The 18,019-nt window shown below is 62.9% G+C and carries 19 protein-coding genes and 1 pseudogene; 11 read left to right on the forward strand and 9 right to left on the reverse strand.

Going from position 1 to position 18,019, the window contains the following annotated elements:
- Nucleotides 1-187, reverse strand: a pseudogene (locus tag CWS72_RS28425) (ammonia channel protein); the annotation flags it as partial.
- Between the two features lie 25 nt (nt 188-212).
- On the reverse strand, nt 213-551 hold the full coding sequence (locus CWS72_RS15690; RefSeq protein ID WP_101251575.1) for a P-II family nitrogen regulator: 339 nt from the start codon (nt 549-551) through the stop codon (nt 213-215).
- Nucleotides 552-1,033: 482 nt separating this feature from the next.
- Between CWS72_RS15690 and CWS72_RS15695 the strand changes: the two genes are divergently transcribed.
- The 3 genes from CWS72_RS15695 to CWS72_RS15705 are packed head-to-tail and all read left to right on the forward strand — an operon-like array spanning nt 1,034 to nt 2,609.
- Nucleotides 1,034-1,396: a hypothetical protein gene (locus tag CWS72_RS15695; protein ID WP_146002773.1), complete on the forward strand. Its 363-nt coding sequence runs from the start codon at nt 1,034-1,036 to the stop codon at nt 1,394-1,396.
- 7 nt (nt 1,397-1,403) lie between these two features.
- A complete protein-coding gene (locus tag CWS72_RS15700) occupies nt 1,404-2,087 on the forward strand; it encodes an EI24 domain-containing protein (RefSeq protein ID WP_101251577.1) in 684 nt (227 codons plus the stop codon).
- 18 nt (nt 2,088-2,105) lie between these two features.
- Nucleotides 2,106-2,609: a hypothetical protein gene (locus CWS72_RS15705; RefSeq protein WP_101251578.1), complete on the forward strand. Its 504-nt coding sequence runs from the start codon at nt 2,106-2,108 to the stop codon at nt 2,607-2,609.
- A 28-nt stretch (nt 2,610-2,637) separates the two neighbouring features.
- Here CWS72_RS15705 and CWS72_RS15710 read toward each other — a convergent pair whose 3' ends face one another.
- Nucleotides 2,638-3,555, reverse strand: a complete 918-nt coding sequence (locus CWS72_RS15710; protein WP_101251579.1) for a dihydrodipicolinate synthase family protein — start codon at nt 3,553-3,555, stop codon at nt 2,638-2,640.
- A gap of 151 nt (nt 3,556-3,706) precedes the next feature.
- On the opposite strand from CWS72_RS15710, the gene CWS72_RS15715 reads away from it, so the two are divergent.
- Nucleotides 3,707-4,486 (forward strand): IclR family transcriptional regulator, encoded by a 780-nt coding sequence (locus CWS72_RS15715; RefSeq protein ID WP_101251580.1) that lies wholly within the window; start codon nt 3,707-3,709, stop codon nt 4,484-4,486.
- Nucleotides 4,487-4,630: 144 nt separating this feature from the next.
- Here the strand turns inward: CWS72_RS15715 and nth are convergent, their stop codons facing one another.
- Entirely contained in the window at nt 4,631-5,263 is a 633-nt protein-coding gene (gene nth, locus CWS72_RS15720) for an endonuclease III (protein WP_101251581.1), read from the reverse strand.
- A gap of 95 nt (nt 5,264-5,358) precedes the next feature.
- Between nth and CWS72_RS15725 the strand changes: the two genes are divergently transcribed.
- Complete coding sequence (locus tag CWS72_RS15725) at nt 5,359-5,985, forward strand: tetratricopeptide repeat protein (RefSeq protein ID WP_101251582.1); 627 nt, start codon at nt 5,359-5,361, stop codon at nt 5,983-5,985.
- 121 nt (nt 5,986-6,106) lie between these two features.
- On the opposite strand, the gene dapB is transcribed toward CWS72_RS15725, so the two are convergent.
- From dapB to dnaK, 3 genes are all read right to left on the reverse strand, one after another.
- Nucleotides 6,107-6,913 carry a 4-hydroxy-tetrahydrodipicolinate reductase gene (gene dapB, locus CWS72_RS15730; RefSeq protein WP_101251583.1) on the reverse strand — a complete coding sequence of 269 codons (807 nt, stop codon included), beginning with the start codon at nt 6,911-6,913 and terminating at the stop codon, nt 6,107-6,109.
- Nucleotides 6,914-7,001: 88 nt separating this feature from the next.
- Nucleotides 7,002-8,141 (reverse strand): molecular chaperone DnaJ, encoded by a 1,140-nt coding sequence (gene dnaJ / locus CWS72_RS15735; RefSeq protein WP_101251584.1) that lies wholly within the window; start codon nt 8,139-8,141, stop codon nt 7,002-7,004.
- 89 nt (nt 8,142-8,230) lie between these two features.
- Nucleotides 8,231-10,162, reverse strand: coding sequence for a molecular chaperone DnaK (gene dnaK, locus CWS72_RS15740; protein WP_101251585.1), 1,932 nt, complete (start codon nt 10,160-10,162; stop codon nt 8,231-8,233).
- A 211-nt stretch (nt 10,163-10,373) separates the two neighbouring features.
- Between dnaK and CWS72_RS15745 the strand changes: the two genes are divergently transcribed.
- Both CWS72_RS15745 and CWS72_RS15750 read left to right on the forward strand, forming a co-directional pair.
- A complete protein-coding gene (locus CWS72_RS15745; protein WP_101251586.1) occupies nt 10,374-11,258 on the forward strand; it encodes a DUF1848 domain-containing protein in 885 nt (294 codons plus the stop codon).
- Between the two features lie 86 nt (nt 11,259-11,344).
- Nucleotides 11,345-12,331, forward strand: a complete 987-nt coding sequence (locus tag CWS72_RS15750) for a glycosyltransferase family 2 protein (RefSeq protein ID WP_101251587.1) — start codon at nt 11,345-11,347, stop codon at nt 12,329-12,331.
- 37 nt (nt 12,332-12,368) lie between these two features.
- Here the strand turns inward: CWS72_RS15750 and CWS72_RS15755 are convergent, their stop codons facing one another.
- Complete coding sequence (locus CWS72_RS15755; RefSeq protein WP_101251588.1) at nt 12,369-12,707, reverse strand: succinate dehydrogenase assembly factor 4; 339 nt, start codon at nt 12,705-12,707, stop codon at nt 12,369-12,371.
- On the opposite strand from CWS72_RS15755, the gene CWS72_RS15760 reads away from it, so the two are divergent.
- Genes CWS72_RS15760 through CWS72_RS15775 form a run of 4 tightly spaced genes read left to right on the forward strand, consistent with a single transcriptional unit; the run spans nt 12,669 to nt 16,403 of the window.
- The gene (locus CWS72_RS15760; protein ID WP_101251589.1) at nt 12,669-13,958 is read left to right on the forward strand and encodes an RsmB/NOP family class I SAM-dependent RNA methyltransferase; all 1,290 of its coding nucleotides are present in this window, start codon (nt 12,669-12,671) and stop codon (nt 13,956-13,958) included. The two genes, CWS72_RS15755 and CWS72_RS15760, sit on opposite strands and share 39 nt — an antisense overlap.
- Complete coding sequence (gene gmhB, locus CWS72_RS15765) at nt 13,955-14,545, forward strand: D-glycero-beta-D-manno-heptose 1,7-bisphosphate 7-phosphatase (protein ID WP_101251590.1); 591 nt, start codon at nt 13,955-13,957, stop codon at nt 14,543-14,545. The genes CWS72_RS15760 and gmhB overlap by 4 nt, the downstream gene beginning before the upstream one ends.
- On the forward strand, nt 14,542-15,291 hold the full coding sequence (locus tag CWS72_RS15770) for a glycosyltransferase family 2 protein (RefSeq protein WP_101251591.1): 750 nt from the start codon (nt 14,542-14,544) through the stop codon (nt 15,289-15,291). The genes gmhB and CWS72_RS15770 overlap by 4 nt, the downstream gene beginning before the upstream one ends.
- On the forward strand, nt 15,288-16,403 hold the full coding sequence (locus tag CWS72_RS15775; RefSeq protein WP_241911751.1) for a glycosyltransferase family 4 protein: 1,116 nt from the start codon (nt 15,288-15,290) through the stop codon (nt 16,401-16,403). The genes CWS72_RS15770 and CWS72_RS15775 overlap by 4 nt, the downstream gene beginning before the upstream one ends.
- On the opposite strand, the gene CWS72_RS15780 is transcribed toward CWS72_RS15775, so the two are convergent.
- Nucleotides 16,378-17,892, reverse strand: coding sequence for a lipopolysaccharide biosynthesis protein (locus CWS72_RS15780; protein WP_101251592.1), 1,515 nt, complete (start codon nt 17,890-17,892; stop codon nt 16,378-16,380). The two genes, CWS72_RS15775 and CWS72_RS15780, sit on opposite strands and share 26 nt — an antisense overlap.
- Between the last annotated feature and the right edge of the window lie 127 nt (nt 17,893-18,019).

Here is an 18,019-nt window from a genome sequence, read left to right on the forward strand (position 1 = left end):
TCGTCATCAGAAGGACCAAGGCCGTCGACGTCAGCATCCACGCCGTGTCCGCCTTGTCCAAAACAGGCGCCGCAGCCGCCGCGTCCGCAGCAGGAGCAGCCTCCTGCGCAAGGCCCAAGCCGGACAGCGCCGTCAGCCCTAACGCAAGGCTCCCGCCAAATACCAAACTCCTCGTAATACTCTTCATGGTCACCCCCGAAGGTCCGAATGGATTAGAGCGCTGATTCATTGGTCTCGCCGGTACGAATACGCACCACGGTCGCCAGATCGCTGACGAAGATCTTGCCATCGCCGATCTTACCGCTGTTGGCCGAGGTCCGAATCGCCTCCACGACGGAATCGACGACATCGTCGTTCACAGCCACTTCAATCTTGGTTTTTGGCAAAAAGTTCACCGTATATTCGGCGCCCCTGTAGATCTCGGTCTGCCCCTTTTGGCGACCGAATCCCCGGACTTCGCTGACGGTCAGGCCCTGAATGCCGATAGCGGACAGCGCCTCGCGGACTTCGTCCAGCTTGAACGGCTTTATGATGGCAACGATGTATTTCATCGAGTTCCCCTGGGTTAGACACAAGGTTGGCCGACCCAGGAATATCAAGTTCCATGCCAATCCTCGGAAAAGGCCAGGAATCGGCAAGCCTGGACAGATCCCCTCAATTCGCAATATCCATAAAATTCCCGTTAAAGCCTAATTTATAGGCACAAAATCATCCCTTCACCCAAAAAGAGCATTGTGTTTAAGCATGCGCCCTTTGCCGGCACTTGCCCCCTTATCCCGCAACGACCGGCGAACGCTGGCATCCTGGGCCGAATGCCTCCCCCAGACAGGTCCCATCGTGGACGAACAAAAAATATGGCACCGGATTTGCTTTGTGAATTCAACTGTTAGGAGAACACTCGTCGTTCCGATCGCCGCTGCTTTTCGCGCCGCCGCGAGCCGCCGCGGGAGCGAATTTTCTCCTGCCCACAAATTATGCGGATGCGCCTCCGACCTTGCCAATGGACGGGACGCCCCACCGGAGGCGAATGACGATGAATGAGACGGCACCCGACTGGTCCGAGATTCGTCAGAAATTATCCCGCGCACAGACGATTTCCGACGCCAAGGCGCGACGCCTGGCCTTGCGGGCTGTGATCGAGGACATGATCGAGGTCTTCGAAATCTGTGCGCCGACCGAGTGGGAGGCACATTTCCTGCTGCATGCCATTCGCCATGTGGAGAACGGATATCCCGCCGTCGCCGCCGAGGAGATCGCCTCGGTGATGAAGCCCCGCCCTCAACAGACGGCGATGGAAGGAATGCATCGACATAATTTCTCCGGCGCCGATTCTCGCGGCATTCCCACAGGCGGACGTCGACAAGCGCCTGGGCGGGGTGCGCGGCCTGTGCTTTAATGGGACGATGATCACATCCCTTACCAGAGCCGTCCTCCAGCTTCCCGATCCGCGCTTCCGCCGCGTTCTGTGGGCCAGTTTGGCCGGCACCGTCATCCTCTATATCCTGGTTTATCTCGCCGTCGGCTGGGGTCTGACCAAACTGCAGCTGTTCGGGGTCGGCTGGGCCGATTCCCTGGCCGAGGTGCTGGGCGGGTTGGCGGTCTTCGTGGTCACCCTGCTGTTGTTTCCATCCATCGCCACCCTGCTGATGAGCTTTCTCCAGGAAACCATCGCCGAGGCGGTGGAGGGGAAATATTATCCCTCGCTCCCGGCGCCACGTCGTCAAGGCTGGCTTGAAGGGCTGTGGGCCGCCCTTCGCTTTGCCGCCGTCGCGCTGCTGATCAATATGCTGGCCCTCCCCGCCTATCTCTTCCTGTTGTTCGCCGGCATCGGGATCGGTCTTTACTACCTGGTGAACGGCTATCTGCTATCGCGGGACTATTTCGAGATGATGGCCGGCCGGCGGTTGGAACCCCGGGTGGCCGACGCGTTACGGCGCAAACACTGGCTGCGTCTCTGGCTTCTGGGAGCGATCCTGGCTTTTATTTCGACCTTGCCGCTGATCAATTTGCTGGCCCCGCTGATTTCCACGGCCGCCATGGTTCATGAGGTGGAAAAATTGCGAAGCCGCGACGGAGCACCCGCCTGAACGAGGCTCGGTTAATCGATGATTGCCAAAACCATCGGTGCGGCTATCCTCGCGCCAGTCTCGCTTGCCGGAACCGAATTCATGCGCCACATCCGCCGTCGCCTGCCGCTTTTCGCCATCCTTTGTTTCATTCTTTCGCTGAGCGCCTGCGCGGGCATGCGCCAACCGGCTGGCGTTCGCTCCACCCCCCAGGGACCGGCCGAGACCTCGCTGTCACCGGATGGCGCCCCCTCCGTTCCGGGGGAAAGCCAATCCCGCGACGATCCCGCCGGCCTGCGCGGTCTGGCGGCGGCCGACGTTACCGCGAAACTGGGTGCTCCCAGTTTCCGGCGCCACGAAACGCCGGCTGAAGTCTGGCAATATTTCGGCCCCGGATGCGTCCTCGACCTGTTTCTTTATGAAGAAAAAGGAACGCAGCGGGTCGCCCATGCCGAGTTGCGCAGCCGAAATCTCACGGCCAACGGCCAGGCGGCCTGCCTTGCGCAACTGTTGGAAGGCAGGCGGGGCGACGCCGACAGTTAGAGTCCCCTTCCTTACCCCCACATGGGTATCAGGCCGGATGGGGTGAAAGACCGCTACGTTCCAGAATCGTCCGCAGTATGGTCTTTTTCTCCTCGGAAAGGACCGTGATGGGCGGAAGCGGCGCCGTCGAAATATCGAGACCCATCATCCGCATGGCTTCCTTGATCACGCCGAAATGCGCGGGCTCCAAGGCATAAAGGCGCACCAGTTGCGCCAAACGCCGCTGCAGGGTGATGGCCGTCTCCATATCACGGGCCTCGACCGCGCGGTGGATCCCACAGCAAATTTCCGGAGCGATGTTGGAACTCGCCGGAATGGCCCCGTCACCACCCAGGATCAGGTTGTCGAGAAGATATTCATCGAAGCCCGCGAATACCATGAAATCGGAACGTTCGGCCTTAACGGTGGTGATGATGCTCCTGGTGTGGCTGATGGTATCGACCGTATCCTTGATGCCGACGATATTCGGGCAGGATTTCGCCAGGGACTGAATAAGCGGAATATTGATGTCCTGTCCGGTCAGAGCCGGGAAATTGTACAAAAAGATCGGCAGATCCAAACGCTCGGCAATGGTCCTGTAGTGATATTCCAGATGCTCCTGGCTGAGCAGGGCGTAATAGGGATTGATGACCAGAACACCGTCGGCACCGTTTTCCCGGGCGTGTCGGCCCAGGTCGACGACTTCCGCGGTACCGGGCGCCCCGACCCCGATCAGAACCGGCAGACGGCCATTCACGTGGGAGATGACGAACTCCGCGACCTCTTTCCTGAGCGGCGTGCCCATGTGGCAGAACTCACCGCCACTGCCCAGAAAAAGAAGTCCCTGAACGTCCGACGCCACCAATCTGTCGATGACCTTTCCCATTCCGGTCTCATCGAGGTTTCCCTGCCCGTCGACGATGGTCGGCACCGGCGGAATGACGCCCTTCAATGCAATCCTGCGCATGTCCTAGCCCTGTATATGGTTCACTGTAATGAACTATTTGTTCAATATGCTGGAAATGCTATCATACCGACCTTCCCTCTGACAAGACGAGGGGGCCCTCTCGTTCCCGTTATGGCGCGGCGGCGCAGCCCGCCCCTGAAGCTCTGGTAAGATGGAAAAAAAAACCGTCGATGAGGAGAAAGGCGGGGTACCGGCCCTGCTCAAGGGTTTCGCGATTCTGGACCTGCTCGCCAACGAACCGGGGCTCGGTTTCGCCGCCATACAGCGACGTCTGGACCTGCCGAAAAGCAGTTGTCATCTCCTGATCGCCACCCTTTGCCGCCTTGGAGCGATCCAGAGTCAGGCGGACCGCGGATATGTCCTGGGGCTGCGTCTGTTCGAATTGGGCGCCCTGGCCGCCAATCAGCGGCCCATCGACCGCGAGGCCCAACCCCTTTTGCGCCGCCTCGCCCAGGAGGTGCATCTGACCTGCCATCTCGGCGTGCGCGAGGGACTGAAGGCCGTTTATCTGGCCAAGGTCGAATGCGAGCGCGAGATCATGATCAACACCTGGGTCGGCAAACGGATCTCGCTGCACAGTTCGTCATTGGGAAAGGTCCTGCTGGCCTGGCTGCCCGAGGCCGAATTGGAGGAAATCCTTCAGCACCTCGACTGGACCAGGAAATGCCCCAACACCCTGACCGAGCCGCAGGCCTTCAAGGCGCATCTGGCCGAGGTCCGCAGGCGCGGATGGGCCATTGACGACCAGGAGGACATCCAGAATATCCGGTGCCTCGCCGCGCCGGTGACCAACGCGCAAGGCGAGGTGATCGCCGCCCTGAGCATTGTCGGCACCGTCCTCGAACTTGGGGCCGATCGCTTCGAAGAACTGGCCGGACGGGTCTGCGCGGTCGCCCGGGAGATCTCTCAGGCCCTTGGCCATCGACCGTAAGGGCGCTAGTGCATTGAAACATCGTTTTTTCCGTCACCCCCGGACTTGATCCGGGGGTCCATGGATTGCCGGGTCAAGCCCGGCAATGACGAAAGGGTAAGTGATCCAACCTGGTCGCAAATCGCTCTTGCTTGCCGGTCTTTCTCACCCGGTCACCTTGCCATAGTCGCAAAGATCGCGCACCGGACAAACCTCGCAATCGGGCTTGCGCGCCTTGCAGATATAGCGCCCCTGAAGAATCAGCCAGTGATGCGCATGCCGCTTCCATTTATCCGGGACCACCCGCTCAAGACCACGTTCGACCGCTTCCGGCGTCGCGCCCGGCGCCATCCCCGTACGATTGCCGAGGCGAAAAATATGGGTGTCGACGGCGATGGTCGGCTGACCGAAGGCGACATTCAGCACCACATTGGCCGTCTTGCGCCCAACCCCCGGCAGGGCCTCCAAGGCGGCGCGGTCGGGCGGCACCTGCGAGCCATGTCGTTCGATCAGAAGGCGCGACAGAGCGATGACGTTCTTGGCCTTGGTATTAAACAGGCCAATGGTCTTGATGTAGCGCTTGAGCCCTTCTTCGCCGAGGGCCAGCATTTGCTCCGGCGTATCGACGACGGCGAAAAGCGGCCCCGTCGCCTTGTTGACGCCGACGTCCGTCGCCTGGGCCGACAAGACGACGGCGACCAGCAGGGTATAAGGATTGGCGTAGGCGAGTTCGCTTTTCGGCTCGGGATTTCGCGCCGCGAGGCGCGCAAAGAACTGGTCGATTTGCTTCGGGGTCATTCGGCGGCTACCTCCTGGAAGGACGACATGGTAGCATCGCCGACGCCAAGAGACAGGAGGGAACGGTGACGGTCAACGGTTGGATTAGGCGATGGATGAGCTGTCTCGGCGCCTTGGCGCTGCTCTCCGCCTGCGCCGACGACCCGCAGCCGAAAGCCATCGCCACGCAAAGCCGGCATGTCTCGCCGCCAGCGGTGCCGGCACCGGTTCTGCCAGAAGGCACATTCGACCAGGATCGCGCCCGCCAATCGCTCGGCGCCGCCCAAGCCGCCCGCCAAGCCGGCCAATTGCCGGAGGCCCGCCGTCAGGCGGAAGCGGCGGTCGACGCCTGGCCGGCCGATCCCGGCGCCTGGCAGGCGTTGGCCGAGATCTGTCAGGCCGGCGGCGATCAGGCCTGCCGGCGGCAGGCCGACTTCTTCAAGGCCAAGGTGGATTACGCCAATACCCTGCCGACGCGGGCCGCCGTGCTGGGCTTCCAGACGATCGCCGAGGAACCCGACGGCACGGCGGGCAGCGGGATCACCTATGACCGAAAAAGCCACGACTCCGCCGCCCGTCTATGGGCATTTTACAATGCTCAGGATAGCTTGAAAAATCGCCGCGACATGCCGGACTCGGAAGGGCCGTCGTTCAGCGAACGCTACCCTTACGCGCCGGCGATCCTTGTCATCGGGGTCGTCGCCGGCGTCCTGACCGAAGCCAACTCCCTGGCCGGGAAATAGGCTTCGGGCCTGTTGATAAATTACCGAATCAACAGGCCCTTGAGCCCGAGCGGCGTTTGAGCCCGCTGAAGCGGAGCGAAAGCGTCATATAGAGAACCTAAGGGCTTGTCGCGACAAGCCCTTAGGCCAGACCCAGCACGTCCTTCATGGAATAAAGGCCCGGCGGACGGCCGATGACCCACCGGGCGGCACGGATCGCCCCCTTGGCGAAGATCTGGCGCGACGAAGCCTTGTGGCTGAGCTCGATACGTTCCCCGTCCGCAGCAAACACCACGGTGTGATCGCCGACCACATCGCCACCCCGCAAGGTCGCAAAGCCGATATCGCCCGCCTTGCGAGGCCCCGTCAGGCCATCGCGGGTCTTCTGCCAAACCGAATCGAGCGCCACGTCACGACCGCGAGCGGCGGCCTGACCCAGGCCGAGCGCCGTACCGGAGGGAGCGTCGACCTTGTGGCGATGATGCATCTCAAGAATTTCAATGTCGTAGGTCGCCGGATCGAGCAAAGCCGCCACCTGCTCGACCAGCGAGAACAGCAGATTGACGCCGACGCTCATGTTTGGCGCCCAGACCACCGCCGTACGGGTGGCGGCCTGCCGCAGAGACGCCTCCTGATCGGCCGCCAGGCCGGTGGTGCCCACCACATAGGCCGTTCGTGTCTCAGCGGCCAGCTGCGCATGGATGGCCGCCGCCGAAGCGGAGGTGAAATCGATCACCACGTCGGAAGCGGCAAACAGAGCCTTGGCATCGCTGCCGACGGGCAGGCCGAGCCGTCCACGGCCGAGAAGTTCCCCAAGGTCACGCCCGACGGCATCGCCACCGGGCCGTTCGGTTCCTCCGGACAAAGCCAGGCCCTCGCCATTCAGCACCTCGGCCACCAGCATTTGTCCCATGCGGCCGGCGCAGCCGACGATTCCGATCTTGGTCATGACAAGGTTCCGCTCACAGAAAAAATTATGACATCAAAGGCGCCGCCGTCATGGCCGGACCAGCGTTCGGCCATGACGGACACTGGGATCAATCCTTCAGATCTTCCCAAAGCTCTTTCACCTTGGCGAAGAATCCGGCCGATTCCGGGCTGGTTTCCTTACCGCCGCCGTTTTCCTTCTCAAACTCGCGCAGGAGTTCTTCCTGCCGCTTGCTGAGGTTCACCGGCGTTTCGACCACCGCCTCGACGAACATATCACCGCGCGCCGGGCTTCTGAGCACGCTCATCCCTTTGCCGCGCAGGCGGAACTGATGACCGGACTGCGTTCCGTTGGGAATGGAGATCTTCACGCGGCTGCCGTCGATGGAAGGAACCTCGATGGTCCCGCCCAGGGCGGCTGTGACCATGGGGATCGGCACCCGGCAGTGAATGTTGGCCGCCTCCCGCTGAAACAGGCGGTGACCCTGCACCGAGAGAAAAATATAGAGATCGCCGGCGGGAGCGCCCCGCATTCCCGGCTCGCCTTCTCCGGCCAGACGGATCCGGGTCCCGTCCTCGACACCCGGCGGGACATTGACCGCCAGGGTCTTTTCCTTATGCACCCGGCCCGATCCGCCGCAATTGCGGCAGGGATCCTTGATCACCTTGCCATGTCCATGGCAGGTCGGGCAGGTCCGCTCAATGGTGAAGAACCCTTGCGTGGCGCGCACCTTACCGGCACCCCGGCAGGTGGTGCAATCGACCGGCTGGGCGCCGCCGGCGCCGCCGGTTCCCTTGCATTCCTCGCAGACGACCGAACTCGGCACCTTGATCTGCGTGGATTTGCCCGCGAAAGCCTCTTCGAGCGTGATATCCATGTCATAGCGCAGATCGGCGCCGCGTGCCGCACCGCCTCCGGCGCCACGACGGCCACCCATGAACTCGCCGAACATCTCGTCGAAAATATCGGCGAAACCCGACGCGAAATGGAAATCGCCGCCCGGTCCTCCGCCACCGCGTCCTTGCTCGAAGGCGGCATGACCGTAACGGTCATAGGCGGACCGCTTCTGCTCGTCCTTGAGGACATCATAGGCCTCATTGACTTCGCGGAACTTCTGGTCGGCGGTTGGATCGTCAGGGTTGCGGTCGGGATGAAACTGCATCGCCAGCTTGCGGTAGGCCTTTTTGACCTCCTCCGCGCCGGCGCCCTTGCTCACCCCTAAAACGTCGTAAAAATCCCGTTTGCTCATCGGTCGTCGATCGATCCCGAGGGGCCGCCGCCCCAAGACGGCTTAAGCGTGCTTGGGGCGGAGTGTCACCACATGATGTTTGAGAAGGATTACTTGTCCTTCTTGTCGCCGTCCACTTCCTCGAAGTCGGCGTCGACCACCCCTTCGCCGCCATGCGCCTGGCCGCTGGCCGATGCGCCCGGCTGCTCGCCGGAGGGAGCCGCCTGCGCGCCTTCCTGCTGGGCCTTGTACATGGCTTCGCCCAACTTCATCGAGGACTGCATCAGGGCGTCGGTCTTGCCCTTGATGGTCTCGGCGTCGCCGGCCTCAAGGACGTCCTTCAGGGCCTTCAGATCGGCTTCGATCTTGGCTTTCTGATCGGCCGGCACCTTGTCGCCGAATTCCGCCAGGTTCTTCTCGGTGGTATGCACAAGGGAATCGGCGTGGTTGCGCGCCTCGACCGCTTCCTTGCGCTTCTTGTCGTCGGCCGCATGGGCCTCGGCGTCCTTGACCATCCGCTCGATGTCGGTATCCGACAGACCACCCGAGGCCTGGATGCGGATCTGCTGCTCCTTGCCGGTCGCCTTGTCCTTGGCCGAAACCGAGACGATGCCGTTGGCGTCGATGTCGAAGGTGACCTCGATCTGCGGCATGCCGCGGGGGGCCGGCGGCAAGCCGACCAGATCGAACTGCCCCAACATCTTGTTGTCGGCCGCCATCTCGCGCTCGCCTTGGAAGACGCGGATGGTCACCGCCGTCTGATTGTCCTCGGCGGTCGAGAAAACCTGACTCTTGCGCGTCGGCACGGTGGTGTTGCGATCGATCAGGCGGGTGAACACACCGCCCAGCGTCTCGATGCCGAGCGACAGCGGGGTAACGTCGAGGAGCAGAACGTCCTTGACCTCGCCCTTCAGCACGCCGGCCTGAATGGCCGCGCCGATGGCCACCACCTCGTCGGGGTTGACGCCCTGGTGCGGCTGGCGGCCAAAGAATTCCTTCACCTTCTCGACGACCTTGGGCATGCGGGTCATGCCGCCGACCAGGATCACCTCGTCGATTTCACTGGCCTTGAGACCGGCATCCTTCAGAGCGGCGCGGCAGGGTTCCATGGTCCGCTGCAGCAGATCCTCGACCAGGGCTTCCAGCTTGGCGCGGGTCAGCTTGATGTTGAGATGCTTCGGACCGGAGGCGTCGGCGGTGATGAAGGGCAGATTGACTTCGGTCTGCATCGCCGAGGACAGTTCGATCTTGGCTTTTTCCGACGCTTCCTTCAGGCGCTGCAGCGCAAGGCGGTCCTTGCGGAGGTCGATACCCTGCTCGCGTTTGAACTCGTCGGCCAGATAATCGATGATGCGGGCGTCGAAGTCTTCGCCGCCCAGGAAGGTGTCGCCGTTGGTCGACTTCACTTCGAAGACGCCGTCACCGATCTCCAGGACCGACACGTCGAAGGTACCGCCGCCCAGGTCATAAACGGCGACGATGCCGGTGCCCTTCTTTTCCATGCCATAGGCGAGCGCGGCGGCTGTCGGCTCGTTGATGATGCGCAGGACTTCGAGCCCGGCGATCTTTCCGGCGTCCTTGGTCGCCTGACGCTGGGAATCGTTGAAATAGGCGGGGACGGTGATCACGGCCTGCGTCACCTTCTCGCCCAGATAGCTCTCGGCGGTCTCCTTCATCTTCTGCAGGATGAAGGCGGAAATCTGGCTGGGGCTGTGCTTCTTGCCCTCGCATTCGACCCAAGCGTCGCCGTTGTCGCCCTCGATGATGTGGTAGGGGACGAGATTCATGTCCTTCTGCGTCATCGGGTCGTCAAAGCGCCGTCCGATCAAACGCTTGATGGCGAACAAAGTGTCGGTCGGATTGGTCACCGCCTGGCGCTTCGCCGCCTGCCCGACGAGCCGTTCGCCCGAATCGGCAAAAGCAACCATCGACGGCGTCGTGCGTGCACCCTCGGCATTCTCGATCACCTTCGTGGACTTGCCTTCCATGACGGCCACGCAGGAGTTGGTTGTGCCCAGGTCGATACCAATAACTTTGCTCATTGCATCCTCTTTTCTTGCGGCGGGTGCCCACAGTCCTGCTCGCAGCAACCGCGGGGACCCCCTTCGGTTGTCACCATTGGAAATCGTTCTTCGATCTCCGGGTCTCGATCACATGCGGTTATATAAGACGCACCCCAAACAGACGCAACCGTATGTCGGGCCACGCGCGGCGGGCGGGATGCTAGCATCCAAGATGGACGAGTGCCAAGACATGATCGTTTCAGCAAGCTACCGCACCGACATCCCGGCTTTTTACGGCCAATGGTTCGAAAACCGCTTCCGCGCCGGTTTCTGCCGGGTGGTCAATCCCTACGGGGGGCCTCCGGCCCGCGTCGCGATGAGAGAGGGCGTCGACGGCTACGTTTTCTGGACCCGTCACGCGGGCCCCTTCCTGCCGGCCCTGGCCGAGGTCCGGCGGGCCGGATTGCCTTTCATCGTTCAATACACCCTGACCGGTTATCCGCGCGCGCTGGAAGAAGGCGTCATCGACGAGGCGACGTCGTTGGCCCTGATCCGCCGCCTGTCGGATGAATACGGCAGCCGCGCCGTGGTCTGGCGCTACGACCCGATTCTGCTGACCGAACTGACGCCGCCCGAATGGCATGTGCAAAATTTTTCCCGGCTGGCCAGCCGGCTGGCCGGCGCCGTCGATGAAGTGGTGGCCAGCTTCGTTCAGCCCTATCGCAAGACCGATCGCAATCTCGCCGCCGCCGCGCGCGCCCGGCACTTTTCCTGGTGGACTCCGCCGGCCTGGGAAAAACGCCAAGCCATCGCCCGCCTGGCCGGCATCGCCCAGGCGCATGGCATGGCTTTGCGCCTGTGCACCCAGCCCGAGTTGGAAAGTGACGCGGTCGCCGGCGCCCGCTGCATCGACGCCCAGCGTCTCGCCGACCTGTCCGGCCGGCCGATCGAGGCCAAGACCAAGGGAAATCGACCCGGCTGCCTGTGCTCCGAAAGCCGCGACATCGGCGCCTATGACAGTTGCCCGCAGGGCTGCGTCTATTGCTATGCCGTCGGCTCGCGCAATCGGGCCAAGGACCGCTTGCGCGGCCACGACCCGGACGGCGAATTCCTGATTGGACCGGCGCCCTGCTGATTTTTTGCTTAGCCCTTTCCACGAGAGGGGGGCTTCTTTAAACTTAAGGACTTTCTTCGTCGCCCTCGCAACCTGAACGGACGCCCGTGCCCAGCCATCCCCGCCTTTCCATCGTCGTGCCCTTTTTCAACGAATCGCTCAATGTCGGGCATTTCTTCGACCGCCTGCTGCCCGTCCTCGCCAGCCAGGACCTGAGCTGGGAAATCATCTGCGTCAACGACGGCAGCCGCGACGACACCCTGGACCGGCTGATCGAGGCGCATCGGCACGAACCCAGGATCAAGGTGCTGGATCTTTCCCGCAACTTCGGCAAGGAACAGGCGCTGTCGGCCGGCCTGAGCAACGCCCGGGGCGACGCGGTCATCCCCATGGACGCCGATCTGCAGCATCCGCCCGAGCTCATTCCGCAATTCCTGGAGAAATGGCGCGAAGGCTATGACGTGGTCTATGCGATACGCCGCCAGCGGACGGGGCAAAGCCTGCTCAGCCGTGCCCAGGCCAAGGCGTTCTACTGGCTGTTCGACAAGCTTTCCGACGTCCCGCTGCCCCGCGAGGTCGGGGATTTCCGGCTGCTCGACCGCAAGGTGGTCGACGTCATCAATGCCATGCCCGAACGGACCCGCTTCATGAAAGGCATCTTCGCCTGGGTCGGGTTCCGTCAGGTCGGCATCCCCTATGAGCAGGAGGAACGGCTCTACGGCGAAAGCAAATGGGGCATGATGAAACTGATGTCCTTCGCCTTCGACGGCCTGGTCGCCTTTTCCGATTATCCCTTGCGCATCTGGGCCGTGGTCGGTTCGGTCATCTCGGGCTTCGCCTTCCTCTATATCGTCATCCGGCTGATCAAGACGCTCGTCTACGGCATCGACGTTCCCGGCTATGAATCGATCATCGTCATCATGCTGTTCCTGGGCGGCGTGCAATTGATCACGCTGGGCATCATCGGCCATTATCTCGGCCGCGTTTTCAATGAGGTCAAGGGACGCCCCTTGTTCATCATCCGCAGCCGCATCGGCCTGGGCGACGACGCCGAGGGGCCGGGACAGGCCGGCCGGGTCAGGCGCGACGTCTAGTGCATTCGGATTTTCACCACTGGCGGCACCTTTCGACTTAAATGAAAGATGCCGTCCGGCCCGCTTCCTTTTCAGGTGACATGCCCGACCGGAAATCGATGCATCGCCCGTTCTTTTCCCAATCCCGATAACGGGTCGGATCGGGGCGTTCAGGGACGATCTTCTCCACGGGTGACGGATTGACGGCCGTCCCCGCCGGGGTTTTCCTGTCCGGCGAGGGCAATGGCCGGGGTTTCTCCTGCGCCACAAGAAGCCTCCATTTTATTTTCGGCGACCATGCCGAACCGGGATTCAAAAGAACACAGATGAACGCAGATTTAAACGGATGAAAGCAGAGATGAACACGGCCGCCGCAATCCCCGGCGATGCCCGCCATGCGGTCCTCGATGCGCTTGGCAAGATCCTGCGCCGCAATCTCGCCCTCGACGAGGCTTTGCATGTGAACGGCCTGGAAGAGCGGGACCGGGGCTTCGCCCGGCTGCTCTTGGCCACCACTCTGCGACGCCTGGGACAGATCGACGCGCTGATCGCCCACTGCCTGGAGCATCCGTTGCCGGTCAAGGCGGTAACGGTCCAGGACATTCTCAGGCTGGGGACCGCCCAATTGCTGTTTCTCGACGTCGCCGCCCATGCCGCCGTCGACACCGCCGTCCGGTTGGCCAAGGATGCCGGACAGACGGCCCATGTGAAGCTGGTCAACGCCGTGCTGCGCCGGCTGGGCCGGGAAGGCCCGGCCTTGAGCGCCGCACAGGACGCCGCGCGGCTCAATACGCCTGCCTGGCTTTGGGAAAGCTGGACCGCCGCCTATGGCGAGCCGTCTTGCCGGGCCATCGCCATCGCCCACCTGACCGAAGCGCCGCTCGATATCAGCGTGTCCAGGGATCCGGAGTCCTGGGCCGAAAGGCTGGACGCCGCGATTTTGCCCACCGGGACCTTGCGCCGCCCGGCCGGCGGCGCAATCGCCCATCTGCCCGGTTACGACGAGGGGGACTGGTGGGTGCAGGACGCCGCCGCCGCCCTTCCCGCCCGTCTGCTGGGCGATGTCCGGGGCAAACGCATCGCCGACCTCTGCGCCGCCCCGGGGGGCAAGACGGCACAATTGGCGGCGGCCGGGGCCCATGTCACTGCCCTCGACCGGTCTGCCAAACGCCTGGAGCGCTTGCAGGCCAACCTGGCCCGCCTGCGTCTTGCGGCCGACGTCGAGACCACCGACGCCACGTCCTGGCGTCCCGACACACCCGTCGACGGCGTGCTTCTCGATGCTCCTTGCTCGGCCACCGGCACATTGCGCCGTCATCCCGACGCCTCCTGGCTGAAACGGCCGGAGGACGTCGCCAAGTTGACCGCGACCCAAAGCCGGTTGCTCGCCGCGGCGGTCGAGATGGTGGCTCCCGGCGGCCTGATCGTCTATTGCACCTGCTCGCTGCAGCCGGAAGAGGGGATCGATCAAGTCGAGGCCCTGCTGGCCGGCGGCGCTCCGCTCCGACGCCGGCCGATCACGCCCTCCGAGGTTGGCGGTCTCGTGGAATTGATCACGCCCGCCGGCGATCTTCGCAGCCTGCCCTGCCATCTTGGTGAAAAAGGTGGTATGGACGGGTTCTTTGCGGCCCGCCTGGAAAGATTATGAGCCCTCCGAAGCCCAATTCCCGCCGTTTCGTCCTTCTCGATCGGGACGGAACCGTGAATGTCGAATGCGACTATCTGTCCCATCCCGACCAACTGGTCCTGCTGCCCGGCGCCGGACAAGGATTGCGGAAACTCCGCAGGCTAGGCTTCGGCCTCGTCGTGCTGACCAACCAATCCGGCGTCGCCCGTGGTTATTTCGATTTGGAAACGGTGTCACGGGTCCATGAACGCCTGCGCGCCATGCTGCAAGACGAAGGCGTCACCCTCGACGGCATCTATCTTTGTCCGCATGGACCGGATGACGATTGCCCCTGCCGCAAGCCACGGACCGGCATGGTCGATCAGGCCGTCGCCGAACACGGTTTCGATCCCCGCCAGGCTTTCATGATCGGAGACAAGGCGGTCGACGTCGATCTCGGCCACGCGGTGGGCGCCACCCCCATCCTGGTCCGGACCGGATGGGGCGCCGAGGCGGAGCGCGAGGCGAAATGCGCGCCCGCGGTCATTCTTGATGACCTGGCTGGCGCCGCCGATTGGATCGAACGATCGATCGGCACGACCAAACCCAAGGAAACTTCCGCATCATGAAACTATCCGCCCTGGTCGTCGTCCATAACGAGGAGGCCCGTCTGCAGGCCTGCCTGGAAAAGCTGGGCTTCGCCGATGAAATCGTCGTCGTGCTCGACAAATGCACCGACGGCAGCAAAGCCATCGCCCAACGCTTCACCGACCGTCTGGTCGAGGGGTCGTGGGAACTGGAGGGTCCGCGGCGCAATGCCGGCATCGAATTCTGCCGGGGCGCGTGGATTTTGGAAGTCGACGCCGACGAACATATTCCGCCCGAACTCGCCACCGAGATCCACCAGGTCATCGAACGGACCGCGTTCGCCTTTCATATCCTGCTCGTCGACAATTGGATCGGCGATCGCCTGGTCCGCCATGGCTGGGGCGCATCCTTTGGAAAAGCCGCCTATGCCGGACTGTTCCGCAAGGACGCCAAGCGCTGGGGCAATGAGCGGGTGCATCCCAAACTGACCCTGATCGGAGCCAAGGGACCCGCGCTCACCCATCGCGTCCAACATTACGTCGATCGTAACATTTCCGATATGATCAGGCGCTTTGACGCCTACACGACGGCCCGCGCCAAGGATCTGCGAGATTCGGGCAATGCCGGTTCGGGCCTCAACAATGTCCGGCGGATCTTTTCCCGATTCTGGCGGTGCTACGTCCGGGCGAAGGGATGGCGGGAAGGCGGGCACGGCTTCCTGATCTCGCTGCTGGCGGCCCTCTATCCTTTTGTCTCCTATCTCAAAGCAAAGCACGAAAAAGAATGATGGCGTCCCCCTCCTTCCCACATCCGGCCACCATCGTGATGACCGACGACGGCATCACCTTCGATGGAAAGATGAAGGACGAACGCCCCTTGGGCGGTGCCGAAACCGCCTTCGCCGAATTGGCCGAAACCCTGGCGGCGCGAGGTCATCACGTCTCGGTGTTCTGCCGTTGCGAGGCTCCCCTGATGTGGAAGGGCGTCCGCTGGACGCCCCTGGACGACGCCAGCCGGAGCATGGGCCTTCCGAGAACGGCCGACCTTTATATCGCCAACCGCTCGAACCATCTGATCGGCCGTTGCGAGGAAGCCCGCCATCGGGTGTTCTGGATTCACAACCCGGCGAAATATCTGCTGAAGTGGCGTTACCAATGGCCGCTTCTGCGCTATCGCCCGACCATCGTGTTTTCCGGCCCCAGTCATCTGTCGACCTATCCCGCCTGGGCGGCCGGCGGAGCCCGGGTGGTGATTCCCCTCGGGATCACACCGCTGTTTCTGGGCGCCGCCCGGCGCGAGACGCCGCCACCGCCGCGCGCCATCTTTCTGTCCAATCCGTTGCGCTCGCTCGACTGGCTGCTCGACGTTTGGGCCGAACGGATCCAGCCCAGGGTTGCCGGCGCCGAGTTGCACATCTTCGCCGGCAGCAGTATTTACGGCACGACCGGCGCCGCCAAGGCCGAACGCATGGCGCCGATCTTCGATAAAGCCAAGCACCTGGCCGATCATGGGGTCGTATTGCGCGGCCCCATTTCCAAAAGCCAATTGGCCGAGGAGATTACCCAGGCGCGCGTCTTCCTCTATCGCGGCGACATCGGCGAAACCTTCTGCTACGCCGCCGCCGAACCCCAGGCCATGGGCCTTCCCGGCGTCGTCGAGGACATCGCCTGCATGAAGGAGCGGGTGGTGGACAACGAGACGGGATTCGTCGTCAAGGGCCAGGCCGCCTTCTCCGCCGCCGCGATCCGCCTCCTTTCGGACGACGATCTATGGCTGCGTTTCCACCGGGCCGCCCTTGAACGGCAAGGATCCTGGACGTGGCAGAACGCGGCCGCCGGGTTCGAAGCCTTGATGGCCGACAACCAGGCAAGCCTCACCGCGCCGCAGCCAACCGCCTGAGCAGCGCGCCGGCCTGGGCCCGCGGATAGGGAAGCAACGCCACCAGCACCGCCAGGACCAATCCGGCGGTGCTGGTGGCCTGGGCCAACCCCGACCAGACGGACTGGTCGGGGGCCGCCAAGAGCCCCGAACCGCCGAACAGCAAGGCGGTGACCACCATGGGCAGCAAGGTGTCGCGACCCCACCACGCCCCGAGTTCGCCAGTCAGCAACCGCCGGTGCATCAGCGGGGCTTCGATCAGATAGCAGCCGAGATTGACCGCCAACCAGCCCCAAACCCCCATCAAGGGACCGAAACGCGGCACGCCGATTACCAGGGTGGGAAGAAACAGGGTGAGAGCGACGACATTCTTGAAGATGGCGAGTCGTGTCCAGCCGGCTGCGATCTGAAGAACATAAGGGGTCATCAGGACCGTATTGACCAGCGTGCCCGCGGCAACCCACGGCAGCAGAATGGCCAGCGGATCGACGAGAGGCGACCCCCTCCCCAGCCAAAGCATGGTCAAAGGCTTGCCGAAGGTGGCCAGGGCCCCCGCCATCGGCAAGGCCAGAACGGAGATGGTCTGGGCCCATCGATGATATTCACGGGCCAGACCGGATCTGTCTCCCCCACTTATCAACCGCGAAAAATGAGGCATCAGGGCCGAGCCGACGGGCTGCGCCACCAGGAGGGTAATCGGCGAGGCGAGCGTAAAGGCCAGGCTGTAGGCAGCAAACTGATCAAGCGGTATATATTTCGATACCAGAAGCTTGTCCGCCTGTGTCAACAGGGAGGCCAGCATGCCGATGACGAGCGTGCCAAGCGCGAACCGTCCCACCGAGCGCAATTTCCTTCCATCGAAACGCGGCGACGCGGACGCCTTGGGCATCAGACGCCACAGCCGACGGGCCAGCATGGCGCTGAAGAGGGCGAAATTGGCGGCCTGCCAGGACAGCAGAAGGGTGATGGACGGAGCGACACCCCACAACAGGACAGCGGCACCGGCCCATTGCAGCGTGGTGAAGAGAATGCGGAGATTGGTCGCCTGATCCTGACGATGCAGGCCGATAAAGCCGGCGCAGTAGAGATTGTTCGGCCATTGGCAGGCGATGACCAGCCCCATGAGCCGCAAGGCGCTTGTCACCTCGTCCCGCGGCAGACCACCGGCATTGATCCAATGGCCTCCGATATAGGGCGCGGCGAGATAAACCATCACGCCGACGAGAGAACCGGTCGCCAGGGAAAGTACTTCGAGACTGCGCAGCAGGTTGCGCATCTCCGAGGCCGTACCCTCCCGACTGCCGAGACGCCCCAACTCCCGGGCAAGCACCGGGCTCACGCATTGGTCGAGAAAAAGGGTGCTGACCAGGAGCGTGCTGTAGATGCCGACCAGGCCATAGGCCTCCGGCTTCAGCAGGGCCACATAGACCGGCGTGAAAGCGAACTGCATGACGCCCGACCAGATCCGGGCGAAAATGCTGGCGAAAACGTTGCGACTGACCGAAAGCATCGGCTCAGGCCTGTAGGGTCGTAATGGCGACGCCGACTGTCATTTTGCACATGATGTGAAGAGAGATTCGACTTCGGAACCGTGGCCGATGCACCTCTGGCGCCATTTCAGGAAATTTTCTCAAAGT

The sequence above is a fragment of the Telmatospirillum siberiense genome, assembly GCF_002845745.1.
Classification (GTDB): domain Bacteria; phylum Pseudomonadota; class Alphaproteobacteria; order Rhodospirillales; family Magnetospirillaceae; genus Telmatospirillum; species Telmatospirillum siberiense.

Excerpts from the sequence above, each read along its gene's own strand:
- nth (WP_101251581.1), bottom strand. The coding sequence starts at position 5,263 with ATGACCCCGAAGCAAATCGACCAGTTCTTTGCGCGCCTCGCGGCGCGA.
- CWS72_RS15725 (WP_101251582.1), top strand. The coding sequence starts at position 5,359 with ATGAGCTGTCTCGGCGCCTTGGCGCTGCTCTCCGCCTGCGCCGACGAC.
- CWS72_RS15760 (WP_101251589.1), top strand. The coding sequence starts at position 12,669 with ATGAACACGGCCGCCGCAATCCCCGGCGATGCCCGCCATGCGGTCCTC.
- CWS72_RS15690 (WP_101251575.1), bottom strand. The coding sequence starts at position 551 with ATGAAATACATCGTTGCCATCATAAAGCCGTTCAAGCTGGACGAAGTC.
- dapB (WP_101251583.1), bottom strand. The coding sequence starts at position 6,913 with ATGACCAAGATCGGAATCGTCGGCTGCGCCGGCCGCATGGGACAAATG.
- dnaJ (WP_101251584.1), bottom strand. The coding sequence starts at position 8,141 with ATGAGCAAACGGGATTTTTACGACGTTTTAGGGGTGAGCAAGGGCGCC.
- CWS72_RS15710 (WP_101251579.1), bottom strand. The coding sequence starts at position 3,555 with ATGCGCAGGATTGCATTGAAGGGCGTCATTCCGCCGGTGCCGACCATC.
- CWS72_RS15780 (WP_101251592.1), bottom strand. The coding sequence starts at position 17,892 with ATGCTTTCGGTCAGTCGCAACGTTTTCGCCAGCATTTTCGCCCGGATC.
- CWS72_RS15745 (WP_101251586.1), top strand. The coding sequence starts at position 10,374 with ATGATCGTTTCAGCAAGCTACCGCACCGACATCCCGGCTTTTTACGGC.
- CWS72_RS15755 (WP_101251588.1), bottom strand. The coding sequence starts at position 12,707 with ATGGCGGGCATCGCCGGGGATTGCGGCGGCCGTGTTCATCTCTGCTTT.
- dnaK (WP_101251585.1), bottom strand. The coding sequence starts at position 10,162 with ATGAGCAAAGTTATTGGTATCGACCTGGGCACAACCAACTCCTGCGTG.
- CWS72_RS15695 (WP_146002773.1), top strand. The coding sequence starts at position 1,034 with ATGAATGAGACGGCACCCGACTGGTCCGAGATTCGTCAGAAATTATCC.
- CWS72_RS15775 (WP_241911751.1), top strand. The coding sequence starts at position 15,288 with ATGATGGCGTCCCCCTCCTTCCCACATCCGGCCACCATCGTGATGACC.
- CWS72_RS15705 (WP_101251578.1), top strand. The coding sequence starts at position 2,106 with ATGATTGCCAAAACCATCGGTGCGGCTATCCTCGCGCCAGTCTCGCTT.
- CWS72_RS15770 (WP_101251591.1), top strand. The coding sequence starts at position 14,542 with ATGAAACTATCCGCCCTGGTCGTCGTCCATAACGAGGAGGCCCGTCTG.
- CWS72_RS15715 (WP_101251580.1), top strand. The coding sequence starts at position 3,707 with ATGGAAAAAAAAACCGTCGATGAGGAGAAAGGCGGGGTACCGGCCCTG.
- CWS72_RS15700 (WP_101251577.1), top strand. The coding sequence starts at position 1,404 with ATGATCACATCCCTTACCAGAGCCGTCCTCCAGCTTCCCGATCCGCGC.
- gmhB (WP_101251590.1), top strand. The coding sequence starts at position 13,955 with ATGAGCCCTCCGAAGCCCAATTCCCGCCGTTTCGTCCTTCTCGATCGG.